The following is a 23,592-nucleotide window of genomic DNA, read 5'->3' as shown; positions in this document are numbered from 1 at the left end:
GATAGGGACTAACGCCCTTTGACGTGGGGCCGCTTGTCGTCTGACACCGTCAGGGACTGGTTCCCTGGTTGATGATCAGCGGTGGTGGCCCAACCCCTTCGTGAGGGTCGGCCTGCGTCTTGTAGAACGGGGGCAGGGTCCCCGCGCCGGCCTCGAACCGGGTGAGATATTCGGCGTCGAATGTCACCTGATACCACTGAATTCCGAGCGACGCCGACACATCCGGGTCGTTGGTCGGGGCGCTTGCGATCGCGGTGACGCGCACGCACTTCACGTGCTGACGCATGATCGAGGAGAAGCTGGCCAGCCCGTCCGCATCCTGTTCCGGTGCCCCCGCGCCATACACGGCACGCACCTGCCGGCCCAGATAGCCCCACGCTGTGAGGTAATCCTTGCTGTTGACCGCGCTGAAGTAGTCGACCAGAACCTGCTGACCCTTACCGACGGGCCGGGCGTCGGGTTGCCCGTTGGCGCATCCCGAGTCGGCGGCAGCATGGCCGGCCGGTGCGAAAATGCACCCGGCCAGAGTCAGCGCTGCGAACAGGTGCCGTCGCCAGTCCCGAGACAAACGAATATCCACCAGCATATGGATGACTTTGGCCTCTTATCCGCCGGTGTCAAGGGCGCGACCATTACCGAAGCCCATCATCAAGGAGCGCACCATGATCACCTACGAATTGGACGCGGCTCAATCCGTGCTGTTGGTAAAACCGGAGTCTGCTCTGGACAAGAGCGATTTCGCCGCACTTGCCAAGGTCGTCGACCCGCACATCGAGGCGAACGGCGACCTCAACGGTCTGATCATCAGCGCGGCGAAATTCCCGGGGTGGGACAGCTTCGGAGCGCTGGTCACTCATTTCCGCTTCGTTCGGGATCATCAGAAGCACATCAAGAAAGTCGCGGTGGTGACCGACTCGCACCTCGGTGATGTGGCCGAACATCTGGCGTCGCACTTCGTGTCAGCCGAGATTCGCCACTTTCCCGCCGATGAGCAGGACCAGGCGCGGCAGTGGGTTGTCGATGGCGCGTAATCAACTGCGCGTGCCACCATGGTCCGGTGACCGCCCTGCCTGACCTGCCGGGTACCGGCGCCGAGAGGGACCCGGCGCTGGCCGGCTACCCGGTGACACCGCCGCTGCTGCCGCGTCCCGTCACGTTCGACCAGTACTGGAGGGACGTGACCTTCGCGCACTGGCCGGTGGCACCGGAGACTGTCGCGCATCTGTACCCGCCCGGCACCCGTCCCGATGTGTTCGCCGACGGAACCACCTATGTGGGGTTGATCCCGTTCGCGATGTCCTACACCAAAATCGGTACGGCACTTCCGCTTCCGTACTTCGGCCGTTTCCTGGAGACCAATGTCCGGCTGTATTCGGTCGACGACGCCGGACGCCACGGCGTGCTGTTCCGGTCGCTGGAAACGGCGCGGTTGGCCGTGGTGCCCGTGACCCGGATCGGGCTTGGCGTCCCGTACACCTGGGCGAGGATGCGGATGACCCGGTCCGGCCGTCAGATCACCTACCAGAGCGTGCGGCGCTGGCCGCGGCGCGGATTGCGCAGCCTGATGACGGTCACGGTCGGCGACGTCATCGAGCCGACCCCACTGGAGATCTGGCTCACCGCTCGCTGGGGTGCACACACCCGCAAGGCGGGCCGAACCTGGTGGGTCCCCAACGAACACGACGTATGGCCGTTGCACGAGGCCGAAATCTCGGAGCTGCATGACGAACTGGTGGACGCGGCGGGGGTACAGCCGGCCGGTCACCGATTGCGGGCACTGTATTCGCCGGGTGTGCAAACCTATTTCGGTCGGCCCTGCCTAATTCAGTGATCCGTGCCGAGCGTGAAGTCCTCGACGCGACACGCCGCGGCGGTGTCGCGTCATTCACTCTCGCGCCGGATCAGTAGGCCAGCACGTGGAAGTGACCGCGGGGACAGTCACCTTCGATGCCGGTGTAGGGGTCGTCTTCGAAGGTCCGCCAATTCCAGTGCGCGCCACAGTAAGTCAGCGTGCAGTCCGGGCAGTGAAACGGCGCATAGCTGTAGCCGAGGCGATACAACGCAGACGCGTCGGCGTCGGCGATCGCGCGACTCACCGGTTCGATCCACTCCGGCCACACGGGCACGCTGGCAGTTCCGAAGAAGGTTTGCACCGCCACGGCGGCCTGATCGGCCGGACGCTCCAGAACGTCCAGCTCGGCCAGTGCCTGCAGGGCGGGGTCGGACGTTTCGGCGACGGCGTCGGCAGGCGTCACCCACCGCACGTGACCGGCCACCTCGCCGCAGATCGCGCAGCGGAATTCAGGGCAGGCAGTAGCCACCGTCGATCACCAGGTCCGAACCGGTCATGTAGCTCGACGCTGCGCTGGCCAGGTACAGGTACAGCCCGTTGAGCTCTTCCGGGCGGCCGATGCGGCCCATCGGGATCTTCGGCTCCCACAGCCGGTGGTATTCGGCGAGTGGTTCGACGAGCTCGGTCATGATGTAGCCGGGACTGATGCTGTTCACCCGGATGTTGTGCGGGGCAAATTCGACCGCCATTGCCTTGGTCAGGTGGATCACTGCCGCCTTGGACGTGCAGTAGTGACCCACCTGCTGCGGGATGTTGATGATGTGGCCCGACATCGACGCGGTGGTGATGATGGACCCGCCCCGGCCCTGAGCGACCATCGCCCTGGCCGCCGCTTGCGCGGTGAGGAAGACCCCCGTCACGTTGGTGCTCTGGATTCGCTCGAACTCCTCCACCGACATGTCCAGCATCGGTGTCACCGAGACGATGCCGGCGTTGCACACCGCGATGTCGATCCCGCCCAACTCGGCGGTCATCCGGTCGACCATGGCAGACACCTGGTCTTCGCGGGTCACGTCGCACGCTATCGGTACGGCCTTGCCGCCGGTCGCCGCAATCTCCTCGGCGAGCGCGCCAAGGGCATCCGAATTCCTTGCGGCAAGACCTAATTCGGCACCGGCTTCCGCGTAGGCCAGGGCCACCTTCCTGCCGATGCCGCTGGACGCCCCGGTCACCAGGGCCTTCTTGCCGCGCAAATCGAAGAGATCCAACACGCTCATGCCTCTAGTGTGTCCGGTATGGGCAAGTTCGCGAAAGCAGAGATCGAAGACGCCGTCCGGCACTACACCACCGTCGTCGAGGGCTGCAGCGCCTCAGGCGACTGGCGCCCGTTCGCCGACCTGTTCACCGAGGACGTCGTCTACACCGAGCACCACTACGGTGTCTTCCACGGTCGCGAGGAGGTGCGGCAGTGGATCGTCGACGTCATGGCCCCGTTTCCGCACATGCGGTTTCCGTCGGACTGGACCGCTTACGACGAAGCCAACGACGCGGTCGTCATCATGATCAAGAACCTGCTCGACCACCCGACCGACCCGCACGGGGAGCCGTTCTGGTTCCCCAACTGGACCCGCCTGGTGTACGCCGGCGACGGCCTGTTCTCCAGCGAGGAGGACATCTACAACCCCAACCGCGACGCACCTCGGGTGGTCGGGGCCTGGATTCAGGCCGGCGGCAAGCTGGCCACCGACGCGATTCCCGCGCCTAAACGCTGACGGGCTGCCGCTTGCGCCGCCGGGAGCGCGCCGCCGACAGCGCCTGCTTCCACGCCAGCAGCGTGGTGGCCTTCACGGTGGCCGGTTTGAGGCTGTCCTTGGATAACAATGCGGTGGCGGCGGCTTTCGTAGTCGCCGATGCCTTCGACATGTGACCCGAGTCGAACGGCGGCTGCGGGTCATACTCGATGGCCAGCTGGATCGCCTTCGCCCGGCCTTCGCCGCCGAGCTGTGCGGCCAGCCACAGCGCGAGGTCGAGTCCGGCGGAGACGCCGGCGCTGGTGATGATGTTGTCCTCGTGCACGATCCGCTGATCACCGACCGGAGTGACGCCGAACGCCTTGAGCGCCGGAAGGGCGATCCAGTGCGAGGTGGCGCGCTTGTCCCGCAGCAGGCCGGCGGCCGCCAGTATGACCGACCCGGAGCACACGGAGGCGGTCCACTGGGCCGTTCCGTGGGCCTGCCGGAGCCAGTCGAGCAATGTCTCGTCCCGCGCATGCACCGGGGTCGCGGGCCCGCCCGGCACGAGAATCACATCAGGAGAAGGGGTTTCGGCGAACGAGTGGGTCGCGCCCAGCACGAGCACGCCGGAATCGGCGGTGACCGGTCCGACCTCATGCCAGACGAACCGCACATCAGCGTCGGGCAGCTGACGCAACACCTCGTAGGGGCCGATCATGTCCAACGCGGTGAAACCCGGGTAGGCCACGAAGGCGATCTGGGGCATGGTGGTTTTCCTTTCTAAGCGAAGGCTTTTCGGTACTGGTCAGGCGGAATGCCCACACGGCGAATGAAGTTGCGCCGCATGGTTTCCGCGGTACCGAAGCCGCACCGCGAGGCGATGGCCACGACGGTGTCGTCGGTTTCCTCCAGCTGGCGGCGGGCCGCTTCGGTACGCACGCGCTCGACGTATTGCCCGGGCGCCTCACCGACCTCCTCGGTGAAGATCCGGGTGAAGTGGCGCGGGCTCATGGCCGCCCGCCGGGCCAGTTCGTCGATGCTGTGCACGCCGCCCGGTTCGGCTTCGATGGCTTCCTGCACGTCGCGGATCGACGGACGTTTCGCGCGCGGCATCCACACCGGGGCCGCGAACTGGGTCTGCCCGCCGGGGCGGCGCAGGTAGAGCACCAGCCACCGCGCGACAGTCTGGGCAACCTCGGTGCCGTGGTCGTCCTCGACAAGCGAAAGCGCGAGGTCGATACCGGAGGCGACGCCGGCGGCCGTCCAGATCCGCTCGGAGCTGCGGATGAAGATGGGGTCCGGATCGACTTCGACGCTCGGAAACTCCGCGGCGAGCTGCTCGGCGAAGGCCCAATGCGTGGTAGCGCGATGTCCGTCGAGCAACCCCGCTTCGGCAGCCAGAAACGCACCCGTACAAACGGTGACGACGCGACGGGCCCTGCGGGCGACCGCTCTGATCCACTCCAGCAGTTGGGCGTCGGCCCGCGCGGCCTCGACACCGAAGCCGCCGGGGAGCACCACGGTGTCCACCTCGCCGCGCGGGTCGGGCAGCGGTACTGCGCCGAGCGCCAGGCCCCCCGCGGTGGCGATCGGTTGCCCGCCGTTGGCGGCCACGATCACGTCGTATCCACCCTCGGTGAGCAACGATGCACCGGTGAAGACTTCGTAGGGCCCTACCAGGTCGAGCGCCTGGACACCGGGGAAGCCGGCGATCACGACTGTGCGAGCCATGAACACAGTGTTGGCCACATCGCCTCGTGTCGTCTAGGCCATGTACCCCACGAATCAGGACATCGGACCTGGGCGCAAGTCGTTGCAGGGGCTTTTGGCAGACTGTGCCTATGGCACAGATAACCTTGCGCGGAAATGCGATCAACACCGTCGGCGAGCTTCCCGCCGTCGGATCTCCGGCCCCCGCCTTCAGCATGACCGGCGGCGATCTGAGCCCCTTCAGCAGCGATCAGTTCGACGGAAAGCCGGTGCTGCTGAACATCTTCCCGTCCATCGACACCCCGGTGTGCGCCGCCAGCGTGCGGACCTTCAACGAACGCGTGGCGGACAGCGGCGCGTCGGTGGTGTGCGTGTCCAACGACCTGCCGTTCGCGCAGAAGCGGTTCTGCGGTGCCGAAGGCATTGAGAACGTCAGTGTGGCGTCGGCGTTCCGGGACAGCTTCGGCAAGGACTACGGCGTCACGATCGTCGACGGTCCGATGGCCGGCCTGCTGGCCCGTGCGGTCGTCGTGATCGGAGCCGACGGCAAGGTTGCCCACACCGAGCTGGTGCCGGAGATCGCGCAGGAGCCCGACTACGACGCCGCGCTCGCCGCGTTGGGGTAGCTAGCTGCCGGGGACGCTGCCGGGCACAATCACCGTGTCCGCCGCGCGCGGCGCCAGGGGAGGCTGAGCGCTGACCGGGCACCCGGCCAGCATCATCCCGCCCATCACGGTCATCAAAAGCGCCAGCACCGCGCGGACCGTGCGCACTCTGTTCCTGTCACTCATGGCTTGCTCCAAGGCCGGCGAATATCGCAATGGCGACGAGATTAGCGTCGAAATGCGGTGACGGGAAGTACTTCATAGCGAAAACTATTGTTGTACAGACATTTTCGCGACGTTGTCTAACAGTTGGACACTGCCTTTTCCAGGCCCAGTAGCCGGGCCGCGTGTACACGCAGTTCGACTTTGCGTACTTTTCCGGTCGCCGTCATCGGGTATTCGTCAACGATCTGGACGTAGCGCGGAATTTTGTAGTGTGCGATCCGCCCCGCACAGAACCGTCGCACCGCGTCGGCGTCCAATGCGGTCCGCCCGGGACGCATCAGGATGCACGCGCAGACCTCCTCGCCGTACTTGTCGTCGGGCACGCCGATCACCTGCACGTCCTGGACGTCAGGGTGGGTGTGCAGGAAGTCCTCGATCTCCTTCGGCGACAAATTCTCGCCACCTCGAATGATCAGGTCCTTGAGGCGGCCGGTCACTACGCAGTAGCCGTCGTCACGCATCACCGCCAGATCGCCGGTGTGCATCCAGCCGTCGTCGTCGAGCACCTCACGGGTCCGCTCATGGTCGCGCCAGTAACCCAGCATCACCGAGTAGGCGCGCGTGCACAGTTCGCCGGGCTCTCCCCGCGGTACGACGCGGCCGGTGGCCGGGTCGATGACCTTGACCTCGACATGTGGATGCGCCCGGCCCACCGTCTCGGTACGGCGCTCCAGGTCATCGTCGACCCTGGTCTGGCAGGACACCGGCGATGTTTCGGTCATGCCGTAGGCGATCGACACCTGCGCCATGTGGAGTTCGTCGATGCAGCGCTTCATCACCTGCACCGGGCAGGACGCACCGGCCATGATTCCCGTTCGCAGTGACGACACGTCGCGATCGGCACGGTCGGGGTGCCCGAGCAGGGCGATGAACATGGTCGGTACGCCGTACACGGCGGTGCAACGTTCCTGTTCGATCGCCCACAGGGTCGCCGCGGGGTCGAAGCCTGGCGCCGGGATCACCATGGTGGCACCGTGGCTGGTGCAGCCGAGGTTGCCCATCACCATGCCGAAGCAGTGGTAGAAGGGCACCGGGATACACAACCGGTCACCGGGACCGAGGCCGATCTGCTCGGTGACGAAGAACCCGTTGTTCAGGATGTTGCGGTGCGACAGCGTCACGCCTTTGGGCGAACCCGTTGTGCCCGAGGTGTATTGGATGTTGATCGGGTCCGACGGACGTAGGGTCGCCATCCGGTCCCGCAAAACCGTGCGCCGCACGCCGGCCGCCCGCCGGCGCAGTCGATCCCAGTCGCCGCCGCCCAGGAACACAACGTCGTCCAGATCCGTTGCTTCCGAACGAACTTCGTCCAGGATCCGCCGATAATCCGAGGTCTTGAACGCGGCCGCCGAGACCAACAGCCGCGTACCCGAGTGCCGCAACACATGAGACAACTCATGGCTGCGGTATGCCGGGTTGATGGTAACCAGGATGGCGCCGACCTTGGCGGTTGCGTACTGCAGGATCGTCCACTCCGGGCAGTTGGGTGACCAGATGCCCACCCGGTCACCGCGCTCGATTCCGGTGGCCAGCAGGGCCATTGCCAGGCGATCGACCTCGGCGTTGAATTCGGCGTAGGTCCAACGCCGGCCGCTCGGGAGGTCAACCAGCGCCTCGGTGCCGGCGTGGTCGTGGGCGGTGCACTCCAGATTTGCGCCGATGGTCTGCTCGAGCAGTGGCGCATCGACCGGCCCGGCGGCGTAGGAACCCACGCCTAGATACCCGCACGGTCGGCGAGCAGGGCGCGGTGGTGCGCACTGCTGCCGAACAGTGCCGCAGCGGTGGTGGCCCGCCGGAAATAGAGGTGCAGGTCGTGCTCCCAGGTGAACGCAATACCGCCGTGGACCTGGATGGCGGTGCCGGCGCACTGCACGAACGTGTCGGCGGCCTGTGCCTTCACCAGTGGCGCGGCGAGATGCAAGTCTTCCCCGGTGGTTGCGCTCATCGCGGCATACATCACCGCCGCGCGGGTCGCGTCGATTTCGATCATCATCTCGGCGCAGGCGTGTTTGACGGCCTGGAAAGATCCGATCGGATGATCGAATTGCGTTCGGCGACAGGCATAGTCGACCGCCATGTCGAGGCATGACTCGGCCCCGCCCAACATCTCCGCGGCCAGCAACACCCGCGCCACGTCGGTGACGCGGTCGAAGGCACCGGGAGCACCCGCGCCGAGCGCTTCGGCGGGGGCGTCGGAAAGCTGTAACGCGGCGACGGGTCGGGTGAGATCGAACGAGGGCAGGCGCTCGACGCGGACTCCCGGCGCGTCGGCCCGCACGACGTGCGGCGTGACGCGGCCGTTGCGACCGGCCGGCACGACGAACAGGTCGGCGACATGACCATGCAGAACAGGGCTGCATTCGCCGGTCAGTTTGCCGTTGCCGGCGGCGTCGGCCGCTGACGGGCCGAAAGCAGCGAATGCCGCCACCTGCTCACCCGACAACAACCCGGGCAACAGCGTTTTACGCTGTTCCTCGTCGCCCATTCGCAGTATCGCTTCCATGGCGAATGCGTTGGCCACGAAGGGGACCGGGGCCAGGCTGCGGCCCAGTTCGGTGCAGGCGATGGCGGTCTCCACGAGGGTGGCGCCCGCGCCGCCGTACTCCGCGGGGATGTGCAGGCCCGGCAATTCCAGTTCTGCGCACAGGCGCCGCCACAGCCTGCTGTCGTGACCGTCGGCCGCGCGCAGGTCCGGCACGTGGTCCCGCAGAAAACCGCGCAGCGCGGCCCGGAAGTCGTCGTGTTCGGTGCTGTATTGAAAATCCATCTCAGCGCACCGCCTCCCGGCGTGGCTCCCGCGGCAGCCCCAGCAGGCGCTCGCCGATCACCGTGCGCTGAATCTGAGAGCTGCCGGCGTAAATCGTTGCGGCGCGGGAGTAGAGCAGCTCGTCCATCCAGCACGAGGGGGAGTTGGGCGTGCCCGCCTCCGGCACCACGCGCGCGCCGCCATTGCCCGGTCCCGACGGGCTTAGCGCGTCGAGTCCCAGGATCTCGACGGCCAGATCGGTGTAGCGACGAAAGTATTCACTCCAGATGACTTTGCTGATCGCGGCGTCGGCGCCGGGTAGCTGCCCACCGAGCGTCATGGTGAGGCCCCGATACCCCCGATAGCGCATGATCTGGACACGGGAATAGCACCACGCCAATGCATCTCGGATGCGCGGCTCGGTATTCACACCGCGTTGTCGGGCCAGGGCACACAGTCGGTCCAGGTCCCGACCGAACTCGATCGCCACGGTAGTGACCGCCGATCCGCGCTCGAAACCGAGCAGGGTCATGGCGGTCGGCCACCCGTGACCGACGCCGCCCAGCACATTGCCACCCGCCGTACGGGCGTCGGTCAGGAAAACCTCGCTGAAGGACGAGTCACCGGCGGCGTTGACGATCGGCCGGACCGTGACACCGGGCTGATCCATCGGCACCAGCAGCAGCGACAGGCCCTGATGTTTGGGCGCGCGGGGGTCCGTGCGCGCCAACAGGAATATCCAGTTCGCCGTGGTGCCGGCAGAGGTCCAGATCTTCTGGCCGTTGATCACCCACCCGTCTTCATCGAGCACGGCGCGGGTTCGTACCGCCGCCAGGTCTGAGCCGGCCTCCGGCTCCGAAAAGCCCTGACACCAACGGTCTTCACCCGAGAGGATGCGCGGCAGGAAGCGAGCCTTCTGCTCGTCGGTACCGACCGCGATCAGCGTGTTGCCCAGCAGATCGATGCCCAGCAGATCGTTCTCCGCGCGCTCGGGGGCGCCGGCGCGGGCGAACTCCTCGGCCAGCACCACCTGTTCGAGTGGGGACAGGACACCGCGACCAGGCCGGCCGCGGCCAGGGCCCGCCGCCACTCGGCCGCGAACTCTTCCCGTTCCCGCGGGGGGAGTGCACCGGGCCCGCGCCAGTCCGGAGGCAGCCGTTCGGCCAGGAAGGCAAGGATTCGGCTGCGAAACGATTCCGCCTCGGGCGGGTAGGTGACATCCACGCCGGACCTCGCGTCAGGGTCGCCGCTTGTCGGCGGGTCGGATCTCCGGGGCCCCGCGCCAGTCTTCGAGTCCGTACTCGACGGTTCCGTAGGAGAGCTTTCCGCCGGTGACCTCACCCCAGTGCGCATGGTTGAGTTGGTGGATCTTGAAGCATCCGTCCAGCGCGGTGGTGAATCCCATGGCGTCGACGGTTTGGTTCACCGACTCCTTGATCAGTAGCGCGGCCATGGTCGGCACCTTCGCGATCCGCCGCGCGAATGCGATGGTGCTGTCGGCCAGTTCGTCGGCCGGGAACACCTTGCTGACCATGCCGAGCACGTGTGCCTCGTCGGCTCCGATCGAGTCGCCGGTGAGCAGCAGCTCCTTGGCCCGGCGCGGCCCGAACTCCCACGGATGGCCGAAGTACTCGACACCGCACATGCCCAGCCGCGTGCCCACCACGTCGGCGAACACGGTGTCCTGCGCGGCGACGATGAGGTCGCAGCACCATGCCAGCATCAGGCCCGCCGACAAGACGGTGCCGTGTACCTGGGCGACCGTGATCTTGCGGAGGTTTCGCCACCTTTTGGTGTTCTCGAAGTAGTAGTGCCATTCCTGGCGGTTGCGCGACTCGACCCCGCCGAAGGTCCCGCCGTTGCATTGATAGGTGGGGTGCTGCCCGGGACCCGGCGTGCGCTCGCGGACGTCGTCGGACGAGCCGAGGTCGTGACCGGCCGAGAAAGCCGGCCCGGCCCCGCGCAGGATGACCACTCGAACCCTGTCGTCGGTTTCCGCGAGTTCGAAGGCGCTGCCCAGTTCCACCAGCAGTCCGCGGGTCTGCGCGTTGCGCTGCTTCGGGCGGTCGAGGGTGATGATCGCGATCAGCCCGTCATCGAGCGTCTCGTAGCGGATGAACTGGAAGTCTCCCGCGGGACGCTCCCCATTGGACCGGTGATCGACCGGACCGACCCCGGTGACACTCATGGCTACTCCTTGCTGCCGACTGCCGCGCAGAACGGGTGACGTGTGCGAGGTTACGCGGAAGTTCGTCATTATGTCCATAGCCGATACGCCACATTGGCCAGACAGACCTGGCGAATCACCAAGAAATAAGCATCTTGTGTACAACGAAGTATCTTGCTAGTACTGTGTATACCTAGAGACGAGCCAACCGCAGCGCGCCGGAATCCCGGCTCGGGGCACCTACGACGAAGAAGGGTTAACGATGGAGATCGGAATCTTCCTCATGCCGGCCCATCCACCGGAGCGCACTCTGTTCGACGCGACCCAGTGGGACCTCGACATCATCGAGTTGGCCGACCAGCTCGGGTATGTCGAAGCCTGGGTGGGTGAACATTTCACCGTGCCGTGGGAGCCGATCTGCGCCCCCGATCTGTTGCTGGCCCAGGCGTTGTTGCGCACCAAGCACATCAAGCTCGCACCCGGGGCTCACCTGCTGCCTTATCACCACCCGGTCGAATTGGCGCACCGGGTGGCGTATTTCGACCATCTCGCTCAGGGCCGCTTCATGTTGGGGGTCGGCGCCAGCGGCATCCCCGGCGACTGGGCCCTGTACGACGTCGACGGCAAGAACGGCGAGCACCGCGAGATGACCCGTGAGGCGCTGGAAATCATGTTGCGCATCTGGACCGAGGACCAGCCGTGGGAGCACCGCGGAAAGTACTGGAACGCCAACGGAATTGCGCCGATGTTCGAAGGGTTGATGAAACGCCACATCAAGCCGTTCCAGAGTCCGCACCCGCCGATCGGCGTCACCGGTTTCAGCGCCGGCTCCGAAACGCTGAAGCTGGCGGGCGAACGGGGCTATCTGCCAATGAGTCTGGATCTCAACACCGAATACGTCGCCACCCACTGGGACGCGGTGCTGGAGGGAGCCGAGCGCAGCGGTCGCACCCCCGACCGCCGCGACTGGCGGCTGGTCCGCGAGGTGCTGGTGGCCGAAACCGATGAGCAGGCATTCCGTTACGCCGTGGACGGCGCCATGGGCCGGGCCATGCGCGAGTACACGTTGCCCACCTTCCGGATGTTCGGCATGACCAAGTTCTACAAACACCACCCATCGGTGGCCGACGACGACGTCACCGCGGAATACCTGGCCGAGAACACCTTTGTCGTCGGTTCGGTGGAGACGGTGGTGGACAAACTCGAAGCCACCTACGACCAGGTCGGCGGGTTCGGTCACCTGCTCGTGCTCGGGTTCGACTACCGGGAGGACCCGGGGCCGTGGAAGGAGTCGCTGCGCCTGCTCGCCGAGGAGGTCATGCCAAGACTCAATGCCCGCATCGCCAAGAAACCGGTCGCCCTGGTCGTCTAGCGCACTCGAGGAAGGGCAACAAATGTCGGTTCGCCAAGTCACTGTAGGCTATTCGGACGGAACAGCCAGGACGATGCCGGTTCGGCCGGACCAGTCGATGCTGGATGCCGCCGAAGAACACGGCGTCGCCATCGTCAACGAATGCCAGAGCGGCATCTGCGGCACCTGCGTGGCCACCTGCGCCTCGGGCAGGTACGAGATGGGCCGCACCGAGGGCCTGTCCGACGTCGAGCGCGAGGCCCGGAAAATCCTCACCTGCCAGACCTTCCCCACTACGGATTGCCGCATCGAGCTGCAGTACCCGGCCGACGACAACGCCGCTCTCCTCGTCACCGGCGACGGTGTGGTCACCGAGGTCGACCTGGTGTCGCCCAGCACCGCCATCCTGAAGCTCGACGTCTCGGGCCTGGGCACCGCTCTGCGCTTCAAGGCCGGCCAATTCGCACAGCTGCAGGTCCCTGGCACCGAGACCTGGCGCAATTACTCCTACGCGCATCCCGACGGTCGCACCGAACTGGAGTTCATCATCCGGTTGCTGCCCGACGGCGTCATGTCGAACTATCTTCGCGACCGCGCGAAGCCCGGCGACCGAGTTGCCATGCGCTGCAGTAAAGGCAGCTTCTACCTTCGTCCGGTCGTGCGGCCGGTCATCCTGGTCGCCGGCGGCACGGGTTTGTCGGCGATCTTGGCCATGGCGGCGAGCCTGACTGCCGACACCAGCCAGCCGGTCTATCTGCTCTACGGGGTCACCGCGGCCGAAGACCTGTGCAAGCTCGACGAACTGACGGCACTGCGGCGCCGCGTCGCCGCCCTGGAGGTGCACGTCATCGTGGCAAACCCGGACGCCGGGTGGGATGGGCGCACCGGCCTGGTCACCGATCTGCTCGACGGGCGGATGCTCGCCGGTGGCGACGCCGACGTCTACCTGTGTGGTCCGGCGGCGATGGTCGAGGCGACCCGAACATGGCTGGACAACAACGGCTTCCAGCGTGTGGGCCTGTACTACGAGAAGTTCGTCCCCAGTGGCGCCGCACGCCCGCGCACTCCGTCGCGCGTCGACTACTCGGCGGTGGACATCGGTGACGTGCGCCGGCGCGGTCGCGGCACCGCCGTCGTGATCGGCGGCAGCATCGCCGGCATCGCCGCGGCCAAGGTGTGCAGCGAGACCTTTGAACGCGTCATCGTTCTCGAGAAGGACGACCCGCACCGACGCCGGGAGGGCAGGCCCGGTGCCGCGCAGGGCTGGCATCTGCATCACCTTCTCACCGCCGGGCAGATCGAGCTCGAGCGCTTCTTCCCGGGGATCGTCGACGACATGGTGCGCGAGGGCGCCTTCAAGGTCGACATGGCGGCCCAGTACCGGATCCGGTTGGGGGGGTCCTGGAAAAAGCCCGGCACCAGCGGCATCGAAATCGTGTGCGCCGGCAGGCCGCTACTGGAATGGTGTGTGCGACGCCGGTTGGACGACGAGCCACGCATCGACTTCCGCTACGAGTCGGAGGTCACCGACCTGGTGTTCGACCGCGAGAACAACTCCGTCGTCGGGGTCGCCGTGGGTGACGAATCCGAGGTGATCCCGGCAGAATTCGTCGTCGACGCGTCCGGCAAGAACACCCGTGTCCCAGAGTTCCTGGACCGCATCGGCATTGGCGCGCCGGAGGTCGAGCAGGACATCATCAACTGTTTCTATTCCACGATGCAGCACCATGTTCCGCCCGAACGGCAGTGGCAGGACAAGGTCATGGTGATCTGTTATGCCTACCGCCCGTTCGAGGACACCTACGCGGCGCAGTATTACACCGACAGCTCCCGCACCCTGCTGTCCACCTCGCTGGTGGCCTACAACTGTTATTCGCCGCCCCGCACCGCCAAAGAGTTCCGCGAGTTCGCCGACCTGATGCCATCGCCGGTGGTGGGGGAGAACATCGACGGCCTGGAGCCGGCGTCCGCGATCTACAACTTCCGCTATCCGAACATGCTGCGCCTGCACTACGAGAAGAAGCGTAATCTGCCGCGCGCCCTGCTGGCCGTCGGTGACGCCTACACCAGCGCCGACCCGGTGTCGGGTCTGGGAATGAGTCTGGCGCTCAAGGAAGTTCGGGAAATGCAGGTGCTGCTGGCCAAGTACGGTCCCGGGCACCGCGAGCTGCCCCGCCGCTACTACCGGTCGATCGCCAAGATGGCCGACACCGCCTGGTTCGTGATCCGCGAACAGAACCTGCGGTTCGACTGGATGAAAGACGTGGACAAGAAGCGCCCGTTCTACTTCGGTGTGCTCACCTGGTACATGGACCGCCTGCTGGAGTTGGTGCACGACGACCTCGACGCCTATCGCGAGTTCCTCGCGGTGGTACACCTGGTCAAACCACCCTCCGCGTTGATGAAACCCGGCATCGCCGGGCGCGTCATCGGCAAGTGGGCGCGCACCCGCTTGTCGGGGGAGAAGACGCTGATCGCCCGCAACTACGAGAATCGTTCGATACCAACGCAACCCGCCGACGAACTGGTGGGTGCGGCCGCCGGTGACGGACGCTGAGGAGAGGGAACATGGTTCATCGGATCTTGAACTGCGGCGGCACCCGGATCCACGCTGTCGAAGAGGGTGACGGGCCGTTGGTGATCCTCATCCACGGCTTTCCGGAGTCGTGGTACTCCTGGCGCCACCAGATTCCGGCGCTTGCCGCCGCCGGCTACCGGGTGGTCGCCATCGATCAGCGCGGTTACGGGCGGTCGTCGAAGTATTTCCTAAACTCCGCCTACCGCATCAAGGAACTCGTCGGCGACATCGTGGGTGTGGTCGACGCGTACGGCGAGGACCAGGCGTTCGTCATCGGGCACGACTGGGGTGCGCCAGTGGCCTGGACCTTCGCCTGGTTGCACCCGCAGCGGTGCGCCGGTGTGGTCGGCGTCAGCGTTCCATTTGCCGGCCGTGGCGTTATCGGACTGCCGGGCAGTCCTTTCGGTGAACACCGCCCGAACGATTACCACCTGGAACTGGCCGGCGAGGGCCGGGTCTGGTACCAGGACTACTTTTCCGCACAGGACGGCATCATCGCCGAGATCGAAGAGGACGTGCGGTCCTGGCTGGTGGGTCTGACCTACACGGTGTCGGGTGAAGGGATGCTCGCGGCAACCAAGGCCGCCGTCGATGCCGGCGTGGACCTGGCCGCGATGGACCCCATCGACGTGATCCGGGCCGGCCCGCTCTGCATGGCACAGGGCGCGAAATTGAAGGACGCGTTCGTATATCCCGAAACCATGCCGTCCTGGTTCACCGACGCCGACGCCGATTTCTACGCGGCGGAATTCGAGCGCTCCGGGTTCGGCGGACCGCTGAGCTTTTACCACAACATCGACAACGACTGGCACGACCTGGCGGACCAGGAAGGGAAACCGCTCACGCCGCCCGCACTGTTCATCGGTGGTCAGTACGACGTGGGCACCACGTGGGGAGCAGAAGCCGTCGAGCGTGCCGGCGAGGTGATGTCGAATTACCGGGGCACGCACATGATTGCCGACGTGGGCCACTGGATCCAGCAGGAAGCACCCGAGGAAACCAACCGGCTGCTGCTGAATTTCCTTGACGGGGTCCGCTAGTCATGGTCGAGCTGGCGACCGATCGTCTCGACGAGACCGCGCTTCGGCGGGCATTCGGATGTTTCCCGTCCGGGGTGGTCGCGGTCTGCGCCGTGCTGGACGGGGTCCCGGTCGGCATGGCCGCAAGTTCCTTCACGGCGGTCTCCCTCGACCCGCCGCTGGTGTCGGTGTGCATCCAGCACAGTTCGACGACGTGGCCACGGTTACGGGAGCGGCCCTATCTGGGCGTCAGCGTGCTCGCCGAGAGACACGACGCAGCGTGTATCAGCCTGTCGCGCAAGTCCGGAGACCGGTTCGCCGGAGTCACCTGGAGCGAGCGGCCGGGCGGCGCGGTGGTCGTGCACGGATCGACGGCCCAGCTGGACTGCCGCCTGCGCGAGGAGATCCCGGCCGGTGACCACCTCATCGCCCTGCTCGAAATATGCTCGCTGCAGGCCGATCCCGACGCCTCGCCACTGGTCTTCCACGGGAGCCGTTTCCACCGACTCACTCCCTGGGAGCGCGCGTGAAGACCACCGATGTCCGGGTGCGGCGCGCCCTCACCGCGATCGGCGCCGGGCAGGCCGTCGTTCTCACCGACGGTCCCGACGGCGACGGTTTCCTGGTATTCGCGGCCGACGCCGCCACCCCCAGCCTGCTTCACTTCACCGTCCGCCATACTTCCGGTTACGTGCGGGTGGCGTTGCCGGGCAGCGAGTGTGCGCGACTGCAGCTACCGCCGATGTGCCACGGCGACAACACCGACTGCGTCTCGGTCGACGTGCACGGAACAGGAACCGGCATCTCGGCGGCGGATCGCGCGAAAACCATTGCGGCACTGGGGTCGGCCACCACCGTCGCATCTGACCTGCAGCGCCCGGGCCACGTCGTCCCGGTGCAGGCCCGCGCCGGAGGGGTGCTGGAACGACGCGGGGTGGCCGAAGCCGCCACCGACCTCGCACGGCTGGCCGGCCGGGGACGGGCCGCGGGATTGTGCGAGATCGTCTCGCGCCGCAACCCGGTGCTGGTCGCCCGCGGTGGCGAGTTGATCGAGTTCGCGGTCGAGTATGGGCTCGCAGTGGTCTCCATGTCCGAGCTGGTGGCCTATCGGCGCCGGACCGAACCCCAGGTGGTTCGACTGGCCGAATCGGTGCTGCCGACCTGGGCCGGGAATTCGCGCGTGATCGGCTTCCGCGACGTGCACGCCGGCGGCGAGCATTTGGCGGTGATCATCGGCGCCGCCGATGCGGGCGTGCCGGTGCCGCTGCATGTCCATGTCGAGTGTCTTACCGGAGATGTGTTCGGCTCCAAGGCTTGTCGCTGCAGCGGCGAACTCAACGGTGCATTGAACAGAATGTCCGCGCTGGGCAGCGGAGTCGTCTTGTACCTGCGCCCGGCCGGACCGCCACGCGCCTGCGGTTTGTTTGCGCGGGATGACGCTGGTGACCCCAACGCGGAAGCCGTCGCCTGGATGCTCCGCGATCTCGGGGTGTATGCCCTCAAACTCGCCGACGACATGCCAGGATTTGGCCTGGTGCTGTTCGGGGCGATCCGCGAGCACGGCATGGACGCTCAGCCGTGGGCAGTTGCCGGCTGAGAATCGGAGTGGGCATATGACGCATCAAGACCTGGCGGGCAAAGCCGCGATCGTCACCGGGGCCGGGGCCGGCATAGGCCTGGCGGTGGCGCAGCGACTTGCCAGTGAGGGATGCCAGGTGCTGTGTGCGGACATCGACTCCGCGGCGGCCGAAACGGCTGCGACCAAGATCGGTGGCGGTGCGGTCGGTCACCAGGCCGACGTCAGCGATGAAGAACAGGTCATCGCAATGGTGCAGGCGTGTGTCACGCTGTTCGGCGGCGTGGACAAATTGGTCGCCAATGCCGGGGTCGTTCACTTCGCTTCGCTCATCGACACTTCCGTCGAGGACTTCGACCGTGTCATGGGAATCAACCTGCGCGGCGCCTGGCTGTGCACCAAACATGTTGCGCCACAGATGATCAAGCGAGGCGGGGGAGCCATCGTGAACATGTCGTCGCTGGCGGGGCACATCGCGGTCGGCGGGTCCGGGGCGTACGGCATGTCCAAAGCCGCGATCAGCCATCTGAGCCGGATCACCGCGGCCGAGTTGCGTTCGTTCAACATCCGCGCCAACGCGCTGCTGCCGGCCTTCGTCGACACCCCGATGCAGCAGACGGCGATGACGATGTTCGACGAAGCTCTCGGCGAGGGTGGCGCCCGGACGATGTTCGCCCGTCTGCAGGGCCGGATGGCCGCGCCCGAGGAGATGGCGAGCATCGTGGCGTTCCTGCTCTCCGACGACGCGTCGATGATCACCGGAACCACTCAAATCGCGGACGGCGGAACCGTTGCCGCGCTGTGGTGAAGCTCCGTGGCGATCGCGAGCGCGGCGTAGCCGGGCGCTGCGGGTCGCCACCAAAGCTCAGGACCGGCTGGTCAGAATCGCCAGTGCGAGCGCGGTGATCTCGTCGGCAACCCCGGAATAACGGGTCAGATGCCAGGTGCGGGCAACGTCTTCGATGAGGGTGACCGCGGCGGCGATCAGCAGGCGCGCTTCGACGATCGTCGTCTTCGGATTCAGCGCGATGATCAGGTCCGTCCAGACCGACTCGCGGTCGGCCTTGTTCCGTAGGTAGCCGTCGCGAACTTCGCCGGAGGCGTGCGACAGTTCGGTCACGCAGACGGCCACCAAGTCAGGCGCATCCAGGCTGAGCCGGACGTGTCCCTCGACGAGACCGCGTAACCGTTGCGCCGCATCGTGATTCGCACGGATCGCCCGGACACATTCCAGGCTGCGCCATTCGTCGAGGCGGCGCAGCAGCGCGTCCAGGATGGCCTGCTTGGAGGAGAACGAACGGTACAACCCGGGACCTGCGATGCCCGCGCCCTTGCCGATCTCACTGGTGCTGACGGCCGGGTAGCCCTTCGCACGGAACAGGCGGGCACCGGTTGCCAGCAGTGTTTCGTAGCGCGAGAAGAGCACGTCGCCGTCGTCGTCGGTGGCGGGGTCGAGCGGCCGTAGCTCGCTCACCGGAGGGGTCCGCGCCGCGGCCAGCGACGCTTGGGAGAGGCACCTTTCGAGTTCGTCGGCTGGCAGGGTGAGATTGTGCCCACCTAACCCGGTCAGCGTGCTCGACACCGCCCACGCGCGCAGTTCCGCATGCTGCGGGCCAAGACCAGGCACCTCCAGGACAACATTGTCCCGGATGCCCGCGACGATCGCGTTGATGCGGCGCCGGACCTCCGCGCGATCGTTCTCGTTGAGATAGCGCGCCTCACGCTGCCACAGGACCATCAAGGAGCGGGACTCGACGGCCGCCGCGATGAGGTTGGGCAGTTCGACATGCAACGGCTGAGGTTCCGGCCCGGCCTGCCCATCGGTGAGGCGACGCGCACTCTGGTACTGATCCTGCCCGGTTCGGATCACCTCAGCGAGCAGTGCCTGCTTGTTGTCGTAGTGGCGATACAACGCACGGGCGGTGACCCCGGCGGCCTCGGCGATGTCCTCCAGCTTGACGGAGTGGAAGCCACGCTCGATGAAGAGCCCGACGGCCTGTTCGAGGATCTGCTGCTTTCGGTCCTTTGGTCTGCGCTTAACGGGTTGAAGCGATGTCTCCGTCAACTCGCCCCCCTTCATGCGATCCGGAGCCGAACATCCTGCCGAACACGGTCTAAAGCTTCATACCGCTCTGCCCCTCGAAGTCCGCGAGGTCAAAGTAATCGCTGAAGCGCGTGATTTTGCCATTCTTCACCTCGAACACGCCGGTGACCGGTAACACCACTTTGCGGCCGTCGTTCATGGTGAAGTAGTCGACGCGCTCAACGAGCACTCGCCCGGGCTCAGCTGCCAGCGTGACGATATCGAGCTTGGCATCGGAGAACGCGGCCAGGAAAGCCTCGAAGATCCCGCGAATCCCGGCAATGCCCTCGATCGGCGCGACCGGCACATTGTGATAGACCGCGTCGTCGGCGAAACCACTGCAGATAGTGTCGAGGCTGCGCGCCTCCCAGGATCCGAGGAAATCGCGGACGACTTGCTCGCTGGCTTCTTTGGTGTCGGTCATCCGAATCGCCCCTCCTCGGGTTGCGCAGCGTACACCATGATCAAACATGATCGAATTGTTAAAATACATCATTGAGGGAAAATCGGCTATTAGATGCTGTTTGGCTGCCAGCAAGGGCTTCGTGTTACATATCGTTCATGGACATACTGATGGGTGCAGGTCGCGGATGAGTTCGGTCGAGGTGCACGCTATCGACAGCGGACGCCGCGACGGTCCCGTCGTGGTGCTGTCGAACTCGTTGGGATCGACACACCGCATGTGGGACGCCCAGATCGGCACCCTCGAACGCCACTTTCGGGTGTTGCGGTACGACACCCGCGGCCACGGTGCCTCGCCGGTGCCCGACGGCCCCTATGACATCGAAGCCCTGACCGACGACGTCGTCGCGCTGCTCGATCGCTTCCGCATCGAACGCGCCCATGTCGTCGGCTTGTCGCTCGGCGGCATGACCGCGCTGAATCTGGCGGCGCGAAACCCTGATCGGGTCAACCGAATCGTCGTGCTGTGCACCGCGGTGCAGCTTGCGCCCGCCGGCGCATGGACGCAGCGAGCGGCCCTGGTGCGCGCGCGGGGGACTGCCGCGGTGGCGCCCTCGGTGGTGGCGCGGTGGTTCACCGGCGACTATCTGCGAGCCCACCCCGAGGTCGCTGCCGCGCACGAAAGTATGGTCGCGGCAACGCCTGCCGAAGGGTATGCGGCCTGCTGCGAGGCGATCGCCGCGGTCGACCTGCGGGCGACATTGTCGAGCGTCGTTGCACCGACGCTGGCCGTCGCCGGCGCCGACGACCCGGCCACCCCGCCCGCCAGGCTCCAAGAGATCGTCGCCGGTGTCAGGGACTCGGAACTACTGGTCGTCGATCACGCCGCACATCTGGCCAACGCCGAACGACCCGCTGAGGTCACCACAGCGATCGTCGCCCACCTCCAACGCCCGTGACCCTCAGCGGCGCAGCGCCGCCAACTCCGCCCTCGACCGCACGCCGAGCTTCGCGTAGACACGGCTCAGGTGGTACTGGACGGTCTTGGGGGACACGTATAACTCGGCAGCCACTTCACGATTCGACAATCCCTTGGCCACGAGCACTGCCACCGCCTCCTCCTGCGGAGTCAGTTCGGCGCTGTCTCGCATGTCACGAGATTGATGAAGTCCGCCGGCCTTCAGTTCGCGATCGCACCGAGCGACGTCGATGACGGCGCCCAGCGCGGCATAGAGCTCACGCGCGGTGCCGATCACAGCGTCCGCGGCGCGGCGCTTACCGGCTCGCCGAAGCGTCTGACCATAGGCCATATTCAGCCGCGCGGCGTCGTAGCGCAACCCCAACCCGTCGAGCAGTGTCAGAGATTCCTCGAAAACCGCTCGGGCTCCGGCGATGTCGCCGAGCGCACCGAGCAACCGGCCCCGCGCACAACCCAGGCGGGCCTGCGCGCTGCGATGCTTGCGCGCCCGCGCGCGCTGTTCATGGGGCCGCAAGAAAGCGTCGGCGGCCTCGAGTTCACCGTTGAGCACCAAGGCGTTTCCCATCGCGTCGGCCCACGGCCAGTAACCCGGCTCCAGGAGTGACGTACCCGCAGCGATCTGATTCAGCGGCTCGAGCACCCGACGGGCAGTGGCGTAATCGGTCTGCACCTCCGCGATCTGAGCGCGCAGCAGCAACGTCGGGATACGCATCATCTCGTACTCGCCGCTGTTCGCTGAGGCGGCACACGCCGCAGACTCGGCCGCCACCCAATCCCCGCGCAAGGCGGCGATCTGGCCGGCCGTCCACTCCAACAGCGGTGTCGTCAACACGATCCCGCTCGACCGGGCCAGCGTGCGGCCCTGCTCGACGCTGCCGAGGGCGTTGTCCCATTCGCCCATCACAAACTGCACCCGAGCCAACCATGCGCACGCCCACAAGGTGATTCGCGTCGAGCCGCCGAGGGGGGCGGACGCCACAGCGCTCTCCAGGCTCGACCGAGCCCCCTCGATGTCATCGCACATCAACTGCACCCATCCGCGGCCCATCACCACCCGTTGCGCTTGGGCCCCGTGGCGAACCCGTGTCCGCAGGTCCTCGTAGGCGGCCACCGCGCGCTCGGGGTGGCCGGCGGCGAGGAGACCGAGACCGCGGATGGCCGCAGCCTCGATTCCCGCGGAAGAATCACGACCGGCCAATTGCACGGCCCGGTCGGCCCACTGCACCACCTGCTCACCCTGACAGTGCACGAGGGCGTGCAGCACGTGTCGCTGGGCGATGAACGCGGCCGTCTCGGGCTCGCGATCGATGTCGACGATGTCCCATGCGCGCCGCAGTCTCAGCTCGGCCTCGGTCGCCCTGCCCCGTAGGATCGCCAGATAAGCCAAAACCAGGTTACGCAGCGGGGTTTCGCGCAGGCTCTGCACCGCCGGCACGAGTGTGCCGGCGCCGACGCAATCCCCGGCGGCCACCAGTGCGTCGACCGAATGAGTCAGGCGCCGATCACGTAGCAGCGGGTCGGCGGTCAGCCGGCTCGCATCGCGGAACAGGATGGCGGCCAGCGACCAGGCGCCGTCCGCGCCGCATTCGCGGGCAAGCGCATCGACCTCATCGGCCAGCACCGGATCGGGCAGCGGTGTGGCCGCAACGCGATGTCGCAACCGTGCCGCTGCGTCAGTGACAATGCCGGCAGCGCGCTGGTGGGCATCGGCGACCGCTTGCGGTCCGGCCAGATCGAGCACCGCTGCCCGGGTGAGACCGTCGCGCAACCGGGGCAGCAGGGGGTCGCCGGTCGCGAGAAGTCCTGCGCGGGTTGCCGCTTCCACCGCGGCGAAAGGCCGACCGAGGTCGGCCAGCCGTGCGGCATCGGCCAGGGTGGCCTGCCCGTCAAGCACGGCCAGCGCGAGAGCCAGTGTCCTCCCCTCGGATTCGGCCTCGTTCAACTGCTCGACGACCCGCCTCGTCACCTGCCTCGGTGCGGGGAGGTCCGAGTCCAGCTTCGCCCACGTCTCCGGAGGTAGCTCGTCGAGCAGGGCACGGACGTGTCCAGGGTTCCCGTCGGTGTGGCGGGTCAGCCGGTCGACCATCGAGGGATGCAGGCTCCGGCCGTAAGCGGACGCCAGTTCGGCGACATCAGCTGGGGGTAGCCCCGCCAGCCGGAGCTCGCCGGAAATCAGGTCCTGAGCCGCCGACGCGCGGCCGTCGCTGATCATCACGATGAGCAGGGGGAGATCGCGGTAGTGTCGTGTCAGAGTCGAAAGTGCTTGCAGGGAAAGCGTGTCGGCGTGCTGGGCATCATCGATGACGAGCAGCGTCGGTCCTCGGCCGGCCAGCTCGCGCGCCAATCGGGCGGCCGCGGCCACGGGATCAGGAGGCGCAGGGGTCTGCGAAAGCTGGGCCAGCACACCCCCGACCAGTGATTTCTCCCAGGAGGTCGCGGCGGCCCACCGGCTGGCCGGGTGGCATTCGGCGAACCGGCGCAGCAGTGCGGTCTTGCCGACGCCCGGCTGACCCGTCACCGCGATGACCTCGAGGCCGTCGGTTCCGCGGGCCGTCAGGCGCCGGGACAGATCGTCGAACTCACTTGCGCGGCCGACGAACGCGACGGGCGCGATGGTCACGTCCAT

General features: G+C 66.6%; 23 protein-coding genes and 1 pseudogene. 11 read left to right on the top strand and 13 right to left on the bottom strand.

Annotated elements, in window-relative coordinates; translation table 11 throughout:
* Positions 1-49: 49 nt before the first annotated feature.
* A complete protein-coding gene (locus AO501_RS15595; protein WP_231752507.1) occupies positions 50-586 on the bottom strand; it encodes a hypothetical protein in 537 nt (178 codons plus the stop codon).
* A 76-nt stretch (positions 587-662) separates the two neighbouring features.
* On the opposite strand from AO501_RS15595, the gene AO501_RS15590 reads away from it, so the two are divergent.
* Entirely contained in the window at positions 663-1,031 is a 369-nt protein-coding gene (locus AO501_RS15590) for an STAS/SEC14 domain-containing protein (protein WP_055578569.1), read from the top strand.
* Between the two features lie 26 nt (positions 1,032-1,057).
* Positions 1,058-1,831, top strand: a complete 774-nt coding sequence (locus tag AO501_RS15585; RefSeq protein WP_231752506.1) for a YqjF family protein — start codon at positions 1,058-1,060, stop codon at positions 1,829-1,831.
* Between the two features lie 70 nt (positions 1,832-1,901).
* Here the strand turns inward: AO501_RS15585 and AO501_RS15580 are convergent, their stop codons facing one another.
* Positions 1,902-2,255, bottom strand: a complete 354-nt coding sequence (locus AO501_RS15580) for a hypothetical protein (protein ID WP_156452588.1) — start codon at positions 2,253-2,255, stop codon at positions 1,902-1,904.
* A 46-nt stretch (positions 2,256-2,301) separates the two neighbouring features.
* Positions 2,302-3,069 carry an SDR family oxidoreductase gene (locus AO501_RS15575; RefSeq protein WP_055578567.1) on the bottom strand — a complete coding sequence of 256 codons (768 nt, stop codon included), beginning with the start codon at positions 3,067-3,069 and terminating at the stop codon, positions 2,302-2,304.
* An 18-nt stretch (positions 3,070-3,087) separates the two neighbouring features.
* Between AO501_RS15575 and AO501_RS15570 the strand changes: the two genes are divergently transcribed.
* Positions 3,088-3,564 (top strand): nuclear transport factor 2 family protein, encoded by a 477-nt coding sequence (locus tag AO501_RS15570; RefSeq protein WP_055578590.1) that lies wholly within the window; start codon positions 3,088-3,090, stop codon positions 3,562-3,564.
* Here the strand turns inward: AO501_RS15570 and AO501_RS15565 are convergent.
* Both AO501_RS15565 and AO501_RS15560 read right to left on the bottom strand, forming a co-directional pair.
* The gene (locus AO501_RS15565) at positions 3,554-4,291 is read right to left on the bottom strand and encodes a DJ-1/PfpI family protein (protein WP_055578566.1); all 738 of its coding nucleotides are present in this window, start codon (positions 4,289-4,291) and stop codon (positions 3,554-3,556) included. The two genes, AO501_RS15570 and AO501_RS15565, sit on opposite strands and share 11 nt — an antisense overlap.
* 14 nt (positions 4,292-4,305) lie before the next feature.
* Positions 4,306-5,256 (bottom strand): GlxA family transcriptional regulator, encoded by a 951-nt coding sequence (locus AO501_RS15560; RefSeq protein ID WP_055578589.1) that lies wholly within the window; start codon positions 5,254-5,256, stop codon positions 4,306-4,308.
* 110 nt (positions 5,257-5,366) lie between these two features.
* Here AO501_RS15560 and tpx point away from each other — a divergent pair, with 110 nt between their 5' ends.
* Positions 5,367-5,861, top strand: a complete 495-nt coding sequence (gene tpx, locus AO501_RS15555) for a thiol peroxidase (protein ID WP_055578565.1) — start codon at positions 5,367-5,369, stop codon at positions 5,859-5,861.
* On the opposite strand, the gene AO501_RS37245 is transcribed toward tpx, so the two are convergent.
* From AO501_RS37245 to AO501_RS15535, 5 genes and pseudogenes are all read right to left on the bottom strand, one after another.
* A complete protein-coding gene (locus AO501_RS37245) occupies positions 5,862-6,026 on the bottom strand; it encodes a hypothetical protein (RefSeq protein ID WP_156452587.1) in 165 nt (54 codons plus the stop codon).
* A gap of 116 nt (positions 6,027-6,142) precedes the next feature.
* Complete coding sequence (locus AO501_RS15550) at positions 6,143-7,777, bottom strand: AMP-binding protein (protein ID WP_055578564.1); 1,635 nt, start codon at positions 7,775-7,777, stop codon at positions 6,143-6,145.
* A 2-nt stretch (positions 7,778-7,779) separates the two neighbouring features.
* The gene (locus AO501_RS15545) at positions 7,780-8,832 is read right to left on the bottom strand and encodes an acyl-CoA dehydrogenase family protein (protein ID WP_055578563.1); all 1,053 of its coding nucleotides are present in this window, start codon (positions 8,830-8,832) and stop codon (positions 7,780-7,782) included.
* Between the two features lies 1 nt (position 8,833).
* Positions 8,834-10,035, bottom strand: a pseudogene (locus tag AO501_RS15540) (acyl-CoA dehydrogenase family protein).
* Positions 10,036-10,048: 13 nt separating this feature from the next.
* The gene (locus tag AO501_RS15535; protein ID WP_055578562.1) at positions 10,049-10,999 is read right to left on the bottom strand and encodes an enoyl-CoA hydratase; all 951 of its coding nucleotides are present in this window, start codon (positions 10,997-10,999) and stop codon (positions 10,049-10,051) included.
* Between the two features lie 241 nt (positions 11,000-11,240).
* Between AO501_RS15535 and AO501_RS15530 the strand changes: the two genes are divergently transcribed.
* Genes AO501_RS15530 through AO501_RS15505 form a run of 6 tightly spaced genes read left to right on the top strand, consistent with a single transcriptional unit; the run spans position 11,241 to position 18,310 of the window.
* Positions 11,241-12,350, top strand: a complete 1,110-nt coding sequence (locus AO501_RS15530) for an LLM class flavin-dependent oxidoreductase (RefSeq protein WP_055578561.1) — start codon at positions 11,241-11,243, stop codon at positions 12,348-12,350.
* A gap of 22 nt (positions 12,351-12,372) precedes the next feature.
* Positions 12,373-14,886, top strand: coding sequence for an FAD-binding oxidoreductase (locus AO501_RS15525; protein ID WP_055578560.1), 2,514 nt, complete (start codon positions 12,373-12,375; stop codon positions 14,884-14,886).
* 11 nt (positions 14,887-14,897) lie between these two features.
* Positions 14,898-15,947, top strand: a complete 1,050-nt coding sequence (locus tag AO501_RS15520; protein WP_055578559.1) for an alpha/beta fold hydrolase — start codon at positions 14,898-14,900, stop codon at positions 15,945-15,947.
* Positions 15,948-15,949: 2 nt separating this feature from the next.
* Positions 15,950-16,456, top strand: a complete 507-nt coding sequence (locus tag AO501_RS15515) for a flavin reductase family protein (protein WP_055578558.1) — start codon at positions 15,950-15,952, stop codon at positions 16,454-16,456.
* Complete coding sequence (locus tag AO501_RS15510; protein WP_055578557.1) at positions 16,453-17,523, top strand: 3,4-dihydroxy-2-butanone-4-phosphate synthase; 1,071 nt, start codon at positions 16,453-16,455, stop codon at positions 17,521-17,523. The genes AO501_RS15515 and AO501_RS15510 overlap by 4 nt, the downstream gene beginning before the upstream one ends.
* A gap of 16 nt (positions 17,524-17,539) precedes the next feature.
* A complete protein-coding gene (locus AO501_RS15505) occupies positions 17,540-18,310 on the top strand; it encodes an SDR family oxidoreductase (protein WP_055578556.1) in 771 nt (256 codons plus the stop codon).
* Positions 18,311-18,367: 57 nt separating this feature from the next.
* Here AO501_RS15505 and AO501_RS15500 read toward each other — a convergent pair whose 3' ends face one another.
* Both AO501_RS15500 and AO501_RS15495 read right to left on the bottom strand, forming a co-directional pair.
* A complete protein-coding gene (locus AO501_RS15500; RefSeq protein ID WP_231752505.1) occupies positions 18,368-19,567 on the bottom strand; it encodes a TetR/AcrR family transcriptional regulator in 1,200 nt (399 codons plus the stop codon).
* A 49-nt stretch (positions 19,568-19,616) separates the two neighbouring features.
* Positions 19,617-20,009 carry a limonene-1,2-epoxide hydrolase family protein gene (locus tag AO501_RS15495; protein ID WP_055578554.1) on the bottom strand — a complete coding sequence of 131 codons (393 nt, stop codon included), beginning with the start codon at positions 20,007-20,009 and terminating at the stop codon, positions 19,617-19,619.
* Between the two features lie 166 nt (positions 20,010-20,175).
* Here AO501_RS15495 and pcaD point away from each other — a divergent pair, with 166 nt between their 5' ends.
* On the top strand, positions 20,176-20,946 hold the full coding sequence (gene pcaD, locus AO501_RS15490) for a 3-oxoadipate enol-lactonase (RefSeq protein WP_055578553.1): 771 nt from the start codon (positions 20,176-20,178) through the stop codon (positions 20,944-20,946).
* A gap of 3 nt (positions 20,947-20,949) precedes the next feature.
* Here pcaD and AO501_RS15485 read toward each other — a convergent pair whose 3' ends face one another.
* The gene (locus AO501_RS15485) at positions 20,950-23,592 is read right to left on the bottom strand and encodes a helix-turn-helix transcriptional regulator (RefSeq protein WP_055578588.1); all 2,643 of its coding nucleotides are present in this window, start codon (positions 23,590-23,592) and stop codon (positions 20,950-20,952) included.

It is taken from the genome of Mycobacterium gordonae (genome assembly GCF_001417955.2).
Lineage (GTDB): Bacteria > Actinomycetota > Actinomycetes > Mycobacteriales > Mycobacteriaceae > Mycobacterium > Mycobacterium gordonae_B.
This window is presented reverse-complemented; position numbering and strand designations above follow the sequence as displayed.